11 protein-coding genes are annotated in these 11,154 nt (G+C 63.2%); 6 read left to right on the plus strand and 5 right to left on the minus strand.

The window, feature by feature from the left end:
* Positions 1 to 305 precede the first annotated feature (305 nt).
* From ACVOL0_RS19245 to ACVOL0_RS19260, 4 genes are all read right to left on the minus strand, one after another.
* Positions 306 to 1,676 (minus strand): aminotransferase-like domain-containing protein, encoded by a 1,371-nt coding sequence (locus ACVOL0_RS19245; RefSeq protein ID WP_481550449.1) that lies wholly within the window; start codon positions 1,674 to 1,676, stop codon positions 306 to 308.
* Positions 1,677 to 1,874: 198 nt separating this feature from the next.
* A complete protein-coding gene (locus ACVOL0_RS19250) occupies positions 1,875 to 2,441 on the minus strand; it encodes a DUF6436 domain-containing protein (protein ID WP_481550450.1) in 567 nt (188 codons plus the stop codon).
* A gap of 35 nt (positions 2,442 to 2,476) precedes the next feature.
* The gene (locus ACVOL0_RS19255) at positions 2,477 to 2,755 is read right to left on the minus strand and encodes a hypothetical protein (protein ID WP_481550451.1); all 279 of its coding nucleotides are present in this window, start codon (positions 2,753 to 2,755) and stop codon (positions 2,477 to 2,479) included.
* 54 nt (positions 2,756 to 2,809) lie between these two features.
* A complete protein-coding gene (locus ACVOL0_RS19260) occupies positions 2,810 to 4,222 on the minus strand; it encodes an aminotransferase-like domain-containing protein (protein WP_481550452.1) in 1,413 nt (470 codons plus the stop codon).
* Between the two features lie 182 nt (positions 4,223 to 4,404).
* On the opposite strand from ACVOL0_RS19260, the gene cyoA reads away from it, so the two are divergent.
* The 5 genes from cyoA to ACVOL0_RS19285 all read left to right on the plus strand — a co-directional run bounded on the left by cyoA (position 4,405) and on the right by ACVOL0_RS19285 (position 9,003).
* Positions 4,405 to 5,304 carry a ubiquinol oxidase subunit II gene (gene cyoA / locus ACVOL0_RS19265; protein WP_481550453.1) on the plus strand — a complete coding sequence of 300 codons (900 nt, stop codon included), beginning with the start codon at positions 4,405 to 4,407 and terminating at the stop codon, positions 5,302 to 5,304.
* 5 nt (positions 5,305 to 5,309) lie between these two features.
* Positions 5,310 to 7,292, plus strand: coding sequence for a cytochrome o ubiquinol oxidase subunit I (cyoB, locus tag ACVOL0_RS19270; RefSeq protein ID WP_481550454.1), 1,983 nt, complete (start codon positions 5,310 to 5,312; stop codon positions 7,290 to 7,292).
* Entirely contained in the window at positions 7,289 to 7,918 is a 630-nt protein-coding gene (cyoC, locus tag ACVOL0_RS19275) for a cytochrome o ubiquinol oxidase subunit III (protein WP_282271767.1), read from the plus strand. The genes cyoB and cyoC overlap by 4 nt, the downstream gene beginning before the upstream one ends.
* 2 nt (positions 7,919 to 7,920) lie before the next feature.
* Positions 7,921 to 8,253: a cytochrome o ubiquinol oxidase subunit IV gene (gene cyoD / locus ACVOL0_RS19280; protein WP_481550455.1), complete on the plus strand. Its 333-nt coding sequence runs from the start codon at positions 7,921 to 7,923 to the stop codon at positions 8,251 to 8,253.
* 75 nt (positions 8,254 to 8,328) lie between these two features.
* A complete protein-coding gene (locus ACVOL0_RS19285; RefSeq protein WP_481550456.1) occupies positions 8,329 to 9,003 on the plus strand; it encodes an SCO family protein in 675 nt (224 codons plus the stop codon).
* 124 nt (positions 9,004 to 9,127) lie between these two features.
* Here the strand turns inward: ACVOL0_RS19285 and ACVOL0_RS19290 are convergent, their stop codons facing one another.
* On the minus strand, positions 9,128 to 10,495 hold the full coding sequence (locus ACVOL0_RS19290) for an alpha/beta hydrolase (RefSeq protein ID WP_481550457.1): 1,368 nt from the start codon (positions 10,493 to 10,495) through the stop codon (positions 9,128 to 9,130).
* 266 nt (positions 10,496 to 10,761) lie between these two features.
* Between ACVOL0_RS19290 and ACVOL0_RS19295 the strand changes: the two genes are divergently transcribed.
* A complete protein-coding gene (locus ACVOL0_RS19295; protein ID WP_481550458.1) occupies positions 10,762 to 11,058 on the plus strand; it encodes a DUF2834 domain-containing protein in 297 nt (98 codons plus the stop codon).
* Positions 11,059 to 11,154: the final 96 nt, after the last annotated feature.

The raw sequence follows: 11,154 nt of genomic DNA on the forward strand, positions 1-11,154 counted from the left end.
ACTACGCCCCCTCCCTTTGCCGCAGGCAAGGGGAGGGTTGGGGAGGGGTGCTGTTCGCGGTTGATCTGCGGCTGATGCATTGCCAGCTTCGCGGCTTACGCCGCTCCTACAACGCTGCTTGCAAGGCCACTGCCGAGCATGGCTTGGCACTACGCCCCCTCCCTTTGCCGCAGGCAAGGGGAGGGTTGGGGAGGGGTGCTGTTCGCGGTTGATCTGCGGCTGATGCATTCCCAGCTTCGCGGCTTACGCCGCTCCTACAACGCCGCTTGCAAGGCCACTGCCGAGCATGGCTCGGCACTACTGGGTCATGCGGCTCCTGCGATTGCGTTGGTTGAATTGGGCGCATCTACCAGTTGGTTGATTCGGCGCAGGGCGCTTTGCAGCTGGCGCCTATTGCTTGCCTGCCCCAATGACAGCCTGAAGCCTCGGCTGCGTTGTGCGCCGTCTGGTCTGAATGCCGATGACGGCGAGATCGCCAAACCCTGCAGTTGGGCGGCGCGCACAAACCCTGCATCGGTCCAAGGTTCGGGTACGCTGCACCAGGCATGCAATCCGGCTGCCTGCACCTTCAACGAAGGTACCAGCAGATGAGCGGCCAGCGCGGTGCGTTCGTGTGCTTCATCCAACACCTGATTCAACAATGCAGTCGCCGAGCCATCCAGCAGCAGTTGGCTCACCAACGCCATCACCAGCGGATGGCCCATCAAACAGATCGAACGCAACGCAGTCGCCAGCGCTTCGGCATGCTGCTCCGAAGGGCAGCGCACGAATGCCGTGCGCAGACCGGGGCTGATCGCCTTCGACAAGGTTGATACGTAGTACACATGCGCCGGTGCCAACGCCGCAATCGGCGCCGGCTTTTCCGCAGCGTGATGCCAGTAAGGATCATCCTCGATGGCCAGCAGATCCAGCCGCTGCAGCACACGTGCCAGCTCAACACGTCGCTGCAAGGGAATCGTCATCGCCGCCGGGTTGTTGCAGGTGGGGTTGAGGTAAACCACGCGTGCCCCACTCTGCCGCGAGGCACGTTCCAACGCGTCCGGGCACATCCCTTCCGCATCGTCATCGACCGGCAGCAGGCGTCGTCCCAAGGATCGCGCTGCCTGCAGCAAGCCCGGATACACCAGGTGATCGCAGAGAATCACCTCGCCCTCCTGGGTCTGGCTGATCAGGATCGATGCCAACGCCGACTGCGCGCCCTCCGCCACCACCAATGCCGTATCGGCAATATCGCCAAGCATCGGTTGCAGCCAACTGGTCGCTGCATGCCTGTCGGTCGGGCTGCCGCCGGCGAGGTGATACGTCATCAGGTTGGGCGCATTGCTGCGCGCAAGCACGGCGGCTGCGCCACGTCGCAAGGCATCGTTCAAGGCCAATGCATCCGGTACCGGCGGCACGTTCATGCTCAGGTCCACCGGTTGGCCGAAGGCCGCTTTCGGTGGTGCGATGAAACTGCCCTGCGGTCCGCGCGCTTCGATCAGGCCACGTCGGCGTGCTTCATCGAAGGCGCGCGTCACCGTGGTCAGGTCGATGCCGAGCTGCTTGGCCAATGCGCGTTGCGATGGCAGGCGATGGCCGGGCACCAGCTCGCCGGTGTTCATGCTGCGCTCGATGCTGTTGACGATGCGCAGGTAGATCGGGCCGTTGCTGCGCAGCGCGCTGTCCATCCAGTTCATCGCAAAACCCCACATTTACGGGCAAAAACTGCGACATCCTGTCGCACCATGTATGGACGATGTAGCCACGTATTGTTTGCATCAGCGGCGGGTGCCTGCTCACAACCATCGGTCGGTTGGAGCGGGTGCCCGCTGTTTTTTGTGCGCGGACAAAACGTCCACGCATGCTGGCGCGCATGCGGATTCATCAGCAGCGGATCAAGACTTGCCTTGCCAAGGGCAGTAACAGCCCACCGCCAGCAATCCGCGTGGGCGCACCGTCTGGCCATCGACCAGCTTGTCGAGAATCGGCTCGACAAAACTATTGGCCGAGTTGCAGACCATGCCAATGCTGTACGGGCCGGCGTAGGCCAGATGCCCTGCCCTGTCCCAGATCGCAACCGCAGGGCTGGCCGGAATATGTTCGGCGCCTTCAATCGTCGGCAGTTCTTTCAAACGACCACGCAGATACTCTGGCAGCTCACCTGTCGTGCCCGGGCGGCGCACCGCATAGAAATCGATGTTGGCGCGGCGATACATGCTGATCAGATAACTCAGATGCGCGCCGGTTTCGCGGTTGCAGACCTTGCAGGCCGGGTCCCAGAAATGCACGACGCGGATGCGTCCGTTGGCGCCAGCCAGTTCCGGCGGCAGCTTGAGTTGGGTGTCGTCGAAGACGATGGCCTGTTCGGCGAACGTGGCCTGCTCACTGAGGCCGAAGTACTGCCATAGCGCTATCGCAATACCAGCCATCAGCACACAGCCGGCCGCGATCCACAGCCGCATCCCGCGCCTGCGCGGCGATGCGCCGTTGGGCGGGCTCACGAGGCGGCGTCCGCGCCGAACTTGTGCTCGTACTGTTCCAGCATCTCGGCGCAGGAATCGGCCTGGGCACGGCGGTAGATCTCGGTGCGTTCCGGCGCGCGACTGCGCTGCAGGCACTGTTCAATGGCCGCGCGCTCACTGGCCTGCACATCGGCGGTCTGCGGCCGCGAGCAGACATAGACCAGCGACGCCAGCGCCAGCACCACGAAACCGGCGCAACCCAGCATCACCAGATGAAACTTCAGCTTGTCCCGACGCACAGCAGCTACCCGCATATCCATACAAGATATGAAATGTATCACTTTTGTATGGATATGACCGGAGTGCGGCTAAACGATCGCCTGCGTTCGCGTCTCAGGCGCAGCCGAGATGACCTCGGTCAGCTTGGTCAATGCCGCCGCCAGGCTGTGCTGGTCCACCGCCCCACCCAGGGACAGGCGGATGGCATTGCCGGCCTGCTCCTCGATGCTGAAAGCCTCCGAGCTTGCGATGCCCAGGCCTTGCGCTTGCGCGGCCTGGATCAGCCGGTACTGGTCCAAGCGTGGCGGCAGCGGCAGCCACACATGCAGGCCGGACGGGTGCGCCTGGTAGGGCTTGGGCAGGATGCGCGCGGCGATCTGCTGGCGCTGGCGCAGCTCCTGCTGGAAGCGGCGCACCATCTCATCGGCCTGGCCGCTGCGGATCCAGTGCGAGGCCACCGCCACCATCGACTGGGTCGGCATCAGCGCGATCGAGCGCAGGGCGTCCAGCAGCGGCTCCATCGGCTCGCCCGGCGGCACCACCAGATAGGCGGTGCGCAGGCCCGGCGCCAAGCACTTGGACAGGGTGGAAACGTAGTAGACCGGCGCGTCCGGGTGGCTATCCACCGCCAGCGGCGGCGCCGCATCGGCAGCTAGCAGCCAGTACGGATCGTCCTCGACCACCGCCACGCCATGGCGGCGGGCAATCGCGAGAATGGCCGCGCGGCGGGCCTGCGACATGGTCGCGGTGGTCGGGTTCTGGATGGTCGGGATCAGGTAGATCAGGGCCGGCTTGCGCTGCTGGCAGGCTGCTTCCAAGGCGTCCGGCAGCATGCCTTCGGCGTCCATGGCGATGGAGACGATGCCCCGCTGCAGTACGCGGGCGGCGGCCAGCAGGCCCGGATAGGTGAGCTGTTCGGCGGCGATCAGGTCACCCGGCTGGGTCTTGGCCAGCACGATGGCGCATAGCGCGGCCTGCGCGCCGGGGCAGATCACCACCCGCTCGGCGGAGACGTTGCCCAGGATCGGCGCCAGCCACTGCACGGCGGCGGCGCGGTCATCGCGGGAGCCGGCGCCGACGTGGTAACTCATCAACTCGCCCTGCCCCAGCTGCTGGCTGAGCTGCTGGAAGCCGCGCTCCATGCTCTGCGCGAACGAGCTGCTGCCCAGCAGCGGCGGGATGTTCATGCTCAGGTCCACCGAGGTGGCGCTGTTGCCGGCCGACATTGCGATGAAGGTACCGCCGGCGCCCTGCGCGTCGAGCAGATCGGACTGGCGCAGCTCGGCGTAGGCGCGGGTAACCGTGGTCAGGTCCACGCCCATCAGCTGGGCCAGGTCGCGCTGCGGCGGCAGGCGGTCGCCGGGTTGCAGCACGCCATCGTCCACGGCATCGCGTACCTGCTGGGCGATCTGCAGGTAGAGCGGACCGCTGCCCTCGGCGAAGGGACGGACCCAGGTCCGGTTGGGCTTTTTCAGGCGTCGGCCTGCGGCTGGCTGCTGCATCGGGTGAACCTTCCCTGCTTTGTACGTGCACCAAACCATACAATGATGTATCTTGTATGGACTTGACTGGATCGGCAATCCTTTTGTAGGCACCGCCGTACGGACAGTGTAGCCGCTCCCGGCCCATGCGCCGGGCATCGGCGGTCCCCGCTCAAGAGCTCCTTCAACAGGGTCGACCTTCAATGAATATCTGCTGGAAACGCATCCGCCCAGCGCTGGCCGCTTTGGCATGCGTGGGCCTGTCTGGCTGCAACTGGGTACTACTGGACTCCAAGGGCGACGTGGGCATTGCCCAGCGCGACCTGATCCTGATCTGCATCGCGCTGATGCTGATCGTGGTGATACCGGCCATCGTGCTGACCTTCGTCTTTGCCTGGCGCTACCGCTCCGGCAATACCAAGGCCAGGTACATGCCCGATTGGGCGCACTCCACCAAGGTGGAAATCGTGGTCTGGGGCGTGCCCCTGATCATCGTCGCCGTGCTGGCCGTCATCGTGTGGAAATCCACCCACGCGCTTGACCCTTACAAGCCGCTGGACATTCCCGGCGAGCCGCTGCATGTGGAAGTGATCGCCACCGACTGGAAATGGGTGTTCGTCTACCCGGACCTGGGCATCGCCACGGTCAACCAGCTCAACTTCCCGGCCGGGCAGCAGCTGGCCTTCGACATCACCTCCAACTCGACGATGAATACCTTCTTCATCCCGCAGCTGGGTGGGCAGATCTATGCGATGGCCGGCATGCGCACGCAGCTGCACCTGGTGGCGAACGAGCAAGGCAAGTTCGACGGCATGTCGGGCAATTACAGCGGCCATGGCTTCTCCAACATGAAGTTCGTCGCCACCGCGATGAGCCAGCAGCAGTTCGATGACTGGGTTGCGCAGGTGCGGCAGTCGCCGGATCAGCTGAGCTTCGACGAATTCAAGCGCCTGGCCGCGCCCACCCGCAAGGAACCGGTGCGCCACTTCGCCAGCGTCGAGCCGCTGCTGTTCAAGAAGGTCATCGACCAGTTCATCGGCGTGGGTGAGAACACCGCGGCCACGTCTGGCCACAACGCAGAACCCAAGGCCTCCCAGGAGTAATGAGCATGTTCGGTAAGTTGACGTGGGACGCCGTGCCGTTGCACGACCCGATCGTCGTGGTGACATTGGCGGGCATGGTGCTTGGCGGCATCGCATTACTCGCCGCCGTCACGTATTTCAAGCTGTGGGGCGTGCTGTGGCGCGACTGGTTCACCACCGTGGACCACAAGAAGATCGGCATCATGTACATCGTGGTGGCGCTGGTGATGTTGGTGCGTGGCTTTGCCGATGCACTGATGATGCGCGCGCAGCTGGCCGCGGCCGGCCCCGGCAGCGATGGCTTCCTGCCACCGGAGCACTACGACCAGATCTTCACCGCGCATGGCGTGATCATGATCTTCTTCGTGGCCACACCGTTCGTGGTGGGCCTGATGAACATCGTGGTGCCGCTGCAGATCGGCGCGCGCGACATGGCCTTCCCCTTCCTCAATGCCTTCAGCTTCTGGATCTTCGTGGTCGGCGCTGCGCTGATGATGATCTCGCTGGGCCTTGGCGAGTTCGCGATGACCGGTTGGGTGGCGTATCCGCCGCTGTCCGGCATCGAGTTCAGTCCTGGGGTAGGTGTTGATTACTACATCTGGGCGTTGCAGGCCTCCGGTGTCGGCACACTGCTGACCGGCGTCAACCTGTTCATCACCATCCTGCGCATGCGTGCGCCGGGCATGACCTTGATGAAGATGCCGGTGTTCACCTGGACCGTGCTGGTCACCAGCGTGATCATCATTGCCGCGTTCCCGATCCTGACCGTCGCCCTCGGCGCGCTCACCCTGGACCGCTACCTGGACTTCAACTTCTACACCAATGACCTGGGTGGCAACCCGATGATGTACGTCAACCTGGTGTGGGCCTGGGGCCACCCGGAGGTGTACATCCTGGTATTGCCAGCGTTCGGCATCTTCTCCGAGATCACCGCCACGTTCTCGCGCAAGAAGCTGTTCGGCTACAAGTCGATGGTGGGTGCAACGCTGGCGATCGGCATCCTGTCGTTCGTGGTGTGGCTGCACCACTTCTTCACCATGGGCTCCGGTGCCAGCGTCAATGCCTTCTTCGGCATCATGACGATGATCATCGCGATCCCGACCGGCGTAAAAATCTTCACCTGGTTGTTCACCATGTACGGCGGCCGCGTCGAGTTCAGCGTGCCGATGCTGTGGACCATCGCCTTCCTGGTCACCTTCACCATCGGCGGCATGACCGGCGTGCTGCTGGCCATCCCCGGCGCGGACTTCCTGCTGCACAACAGCCTGTTCCTGGTGGCCCACTTCCACAACACCATCATCGGTGGCGCGCTGTTCGGCTACCTGGCTGGCTTCGTCTACTGGTTCCCGAAGGTGTTCGGCTTCACCCTCAACGAACGCCTGGGCAAGTGGTCGTTCACCTGCTGGATCATCGGTTTCTACCTGGCCTTCATGCCGCTGTACATGCTCGGCTTCATGGGCATGACCCGGCGCATGAACCAGTACGACAACCCAGCGTGGACGCCCTACCTGATTGCCGCCTTCGTCGGCGCCCTGTTCGTGTTCGCAGGCATCGTGCTGATGCTGGTGCAGATCTACGTCAGCATCCGCGACCGCAAGCAGAACCAGGACATCACCGGCGACCCGTGGAATGCACGCACACTGGAATGGCAGACGCCTTCGCCGCCGCCGTTCTACAACTTCGCCGTGGTGCCCAAGGCCGACACCCTGGACGCCTTCCACGAAGCCAAGAAGCAAGGCCTGCCCAAGCCGCCCAAGCACTACGCGCCGATCCACATGCCGCGTAACACCGGCGTGCCACTGATCCTCAACATCTGGATCCTGGCGCTGTGCTTCGCCTTGATCTGGCACATCTGGTGGCTGGCCGGTGCGAGCTTCGTGGCGATGATCGTCACCTTGATCGTGCGCTCCTACGACGAGGACGTGGATTACTACGTCAGCGCCGAAGAAGTGGCCGCCATCGAGAACCAACACCAGAACAAGCTCAAGCAGCACAGGGTGATTGCATGAACATCATGTCCAACGTCGCCGTAGACAACGCACAGGCGGCCGAGCACAGCCATGACGACCATGGCCACGACCAGGGCGGCATGAAGGTCTTCGGCATGTGGGTCTACCTCATGTCCGACCTGGTGCTGTTCGGCTCGCTGTTCGCCTCCTACGCGGTGCTCAGCAACGCGTATGCAGGCGGCCCGACCGGCGCCGAGCTGTTCTCGCTGCCGTTCGTGCTGGTGGAGACCTTCCTGCTGCTGGTCTCCAGCATCACCTACGGCCAGGCCGTGCTGGCGATGCACCGCCAGGACAAGCGCGCTGTGCTGACCTGGCTGGGCGTGACCTTCGCACTCGGTGCCGGCTTCATCGGCATGGAAGTGTATGAGTTCAACCACCTCATCCACATTGGCGCCGGCCCCACCACCAGCGCCTACCTGTCCGCGTTCTTCGCGCTGGTTGGCACGCACGGCCTGCACGTGGCCAGCGGCCTGATCTGGATGGCGGTGGTGATGCACCAGGTGAAGCGTCGCGGCCTCACCCCGACCAACGTCACCCGCATCTCCTGCCTGAGCCTGTTCTGGCACTTCCTGGACCTGGTCTGGATCTGCGTCTTCACCTTTGTCTATCTGATTGGAGTGTTCTGAACATGTCCGACAACGACACCTCCCGCGCCGGCAGCGGACATGGCTCCACCAAGTCCTACCTGATCGGCTTCGTGATCTGCGCCGTGCTCACCGTCATCCCCTTCCTGCTGGTGATGAACCCGACGCTGTCGCGGCCGCTGACGATGGCCATGCTGGTCGGCTTTGCCGTCGTGCAGATCATCGTGCAGCTGGTGTACTTCCTGCACATGAACCGCTCCTCGGAGGGCGGCTGGAACCTGGCCAGTTTTGTTTTCACCCTGGTCATTCTTTTCATCGTGGTAGCGCTCTCCATCTGGATCATCTGGAGCATGCACTTCCACATGATGGTCAACTGACGCACGCAACGGGCCGGCACACCATGCCGGCCCGTCGCATGTAGTTCGGCTGTCCGTCCTTCATCGACCATAGCCATGTCCCGCACCAACACCCCCGCCACCGGCCTCACCGCACTGGCCCGCAAACTGCACCTGTCCACCATCGCGATAAGCGCCGCCACCCTGCTGCTGGTCGCCTGCGCGGCAAAGCCCAAGGTGGATTTCTACGGCAAGGACATCGCCTGCGAAGCACTCGGCCAGCAATGGACAATGCCCGACAGCACAGGCGTAAGCCGCAGCCCGGCCGACCTCAACGGCAAGGTGACGTATCTCTTCTTCGGCTTCACCAGCTGCCCAGACGTCTGCCCCACCACCATGGTGGAGTTGAACCGCGTAAAGCACCTGATGGGCTCGGACGCCGACAAACTGCAGGTGATCTTCGTCACCGTGGACCCGGCCCGCGACACGCCTGCTGTTGCCGAGACTTATGTGAAAGCGTTTGACCCGACTGCTACGGCGCTGGTTGGTGACGATGCGCAACTGGCCGCAATGGCAGCATCGTTCAAAGCCTTCTACGACCGCGAAGAAGGCAAGCACCCCGGCGCCTACTCGATGAGCCACACCGCAGGCGGCTACGTATTCGACCGCGAAGGACGGCTGCGCTTGTTCGCGCCTTACGGCATGCCAGTAGAGCAGCTGTTTTCAGATGTGCAGCGACTAACGCTGGAGCCAACAAGGCCGCACGCAACAATCTGTCAGACAACCGGATAGCCCCGACCCACATGACCAAAGCCCCTCTCCCTCCGGGAGAGGGGTTGGGGTGAGGGCAGAACAAAACCACCAACCCCAAACCCCCAGCTCCCCAACCAAACTCAGCCCTAAAACCCAATCAACCTCACCGCTCAACACACCTACCACCAACCTCCCCACCCCCAACAAACACCCCAACCGCCTCAACAAAACACCCAGGCGCAAAGTAAGACAGCAAATGCGCCCCACCCTCCACCGTACTGAAGCTCACCTCCCCAGCCTTCCCCAGCACAGCCGCATGCTCCACCGCCCCCGCATACGCCGTATTCGGATCCAGCGTCCCATGCACAACCAAAGTCCTCGGTAGCACCCCAAGCGACTTCCCAAACCAAGCATCCTTCGCATAAGCAGGCACAGGCGCCCCCACCAGAAACCCGGGGATTGCACTGACAAACAAGGCCCCAGCAGCCTCCTGCTCCACCAGCTCGCGCGTAAGCCTTGGCCGCGCATTGTTCTCCGACGCCGAGATCAACATCACCAGCGGCAAGGAAGGCTGGTTGTTACCGTCCTGCCCCATCCCGGCCATCGCCGTCTTCAACTCCGCCACCGTCGCCAGCAGCGCGGACGTATCGTCCACCGCCAGCCCGTCAACGATGTCGGGAATACGCGCACGCAGCGCAGGGAAGTTCAGCAGCGAGCCCAGCAACCGGCGCAGATCACCACCCGGCTCCGCGTCCTTCCACGGCGCGGTCGGCGCAGCGGCCAGCACACGCTGATACACCGCCACCTTCTGCTCGCCCAGCACCGAACGCCCCACGGAATCCACCAGCGCCGTGCGCCGGCTCAGATCCCACTGCTCGGTGGTCTCCAGCGGCACCAGTCCATCCAGGATCAAACCATCCAGCGGCATCGGCGCCACCTGCAGCGCACGCAAGGCCAGCTGCGTGCCATACGACACCCCGTACAGATAGGTCGGCCCACTGCCACGATAGCGCGACATCAGCAGCGCAAGATCCTGCGCCGCTTCGGTCACCGAGAACGCCTGCGTGCGCGCCGCATCCGCGTACATCGCACCAATACAGCCGCCCCACTCGTCCCCGGCCAGCGCAACACCATCCGCACTGTCCGCCGCCTCCTGCACCGGGCAGATGCGCTCCGACCGACCCACGCCCCGATGATCAGGAATCACCAGGTCATAACCGGGAAACGCACGCCGGAAGGTCGCAACCACCGGATACAAGGACGCCCCGGACTCACCAGGCCCACCCGCCAACAACCAGACCTCCCCACGCCGCTCCACCGCCTCGGCAGGAAACCACCGCACGAACAGCTTCAGCGAACCATCGCCCGGCGACTCGTGCCGCAGCGGAACATGGGTGGTGACACAAAGGCTGCCTGTCAGCGCAGGAGACGAATCCGCATCGGCGCAGGCCACCGGCGCCTCGAAAGCCAGTTCCGCGTACGCGGGAAGCGTTGCAAGTAGTGCGGCCGCAAGAACAACAGATCGAAACATCGACTTTCATCACCTGATGAGCAGGCGACAGCATGCCAGTGTGTTGGGGCTGCGGGAATGTCTGTCGGTAAGGGGTGATTGCGGGCTGAGCGCGCCTATGTGTTGCTTGGTGCCGCTGAGCTCTTACGGGGTTCAGAAATAATTGCGGGTTGATGTTCCTCGATCGAACTGAAACTCCCGAGCTCGCCGCTGGACAAGCCCAAGCTTCCTTGGTCCAGGCGATAATCCACGCCAGAGATAACCAACCGAATCAGCCGGAGACCAACATGCGGTTTGTTTACCTGCTTCTCTGCATCGCAGGCACAGCCCTGCCCCTCGCCCAGTTTGTGCCATGGTTGTCTGCCAACGGCCTCAATGTGCCGCTTCTGCTGCAACAGGCAACTTCCGGCAATATTGCTGCTTTCGCTTGGGCAGACGTCCTAGTCTCTGGTGTTGCGACCATTACCCTCATTTACGCCGAGGGGCGCAGATTGGGGATGCGTCGTCTGTGGTTTCCGCTGTCCAGCATCGTGATTGGCCCGTCCCTGGCACTACCATTCTTTCTGCTTCTAAGGATGCTCTGAACAATTCCTCGGCGACAATAGCGCAAGGTTCGACGGATGACGACGATGCAGCTGAGCTTCGGGGACGCGGAACACACGGGCAAGCGGAAGAAGACG

The sequence above is a fragment of the Stenotrophomonas sp. STEN021 genome (assembly GCF_056760175.1).

Coding starts and splice junctions, on each gene's coding strand:
- ACVOL0_RS19260 (WP_481550452.1), bottom strand. CDS start 4,222: ATGCAGCAGCCAGCCGCAGGCCGACGCCTGAAAAAGCCCAACCGGACC.
- cyoA (WP_481550453.1), top strand. CDS start 4,405: ATGAATATCTGCTGGAAACGCATCCGCCCAGCGCTGGCCGCTTTGGCA.
- ACVOL0_RS19255 (WP_481550451.1), bottom strand. CDS start 2,755: ATGCGGGTAGCTGCTGTGCGTCGGGACAAGCTGAAGTTTCATCTGGTG.
- cyoC (WP_282271767.1), top strand. CDS start 7,289: ATGAACATCATGTCCAACGTCGCCGTAGACAACGCACAGGCGGCCGAG.
- ACVOL0_RS19295 (WP_481550458.1), top strand. CDS start 10,762: ATGCGGTTTGTTTACCTGCTTCTCTGCATCGCAGGCACAGCCCTGCCC.
- ACVOL0_RS19285 (WP_481550456.1), top strand. CDS start 8,329: ATGTCCCGCACCAACACCCCCGCCACCGGCCTCACCGCACTGGCCCGC.
- ACVOL0_RS19250 (WP_481550450.1), bottom strand. CDS start 2,441: ATGCGGCTGTGGATCGCGGCCGGCTGTGTGCTGATGGCTGGTATTGCG.
- ACVOL0_RS19290 (WP_481550457.1), bottom strand. CDS start 10,495: ATGTTTCGATCTGTTGTTCTTGCGGCCGCACTACTTGCAACGCTTCCC.
- cyoB (WP_481550454.1), top strand. CDS start 5,310: ATGTTCGGTAAGTTGACGTGGGACGCCGTGCCGTTGCACGACCCGATC.
- ACVOL0_RS19245 (WP_481550449.1), bottom strand. CDS start 1,676: ATGAACTGGATGGACAGCGCGCTGCGCAGCAACGGCCCGATCTACCTG.
- cyoD (WP_481550455.1), top strand. CDS start 7,921: ATGTCCGACAACGACACCTCCCGCGCCGGCAGCGGACATGGCTCCACC.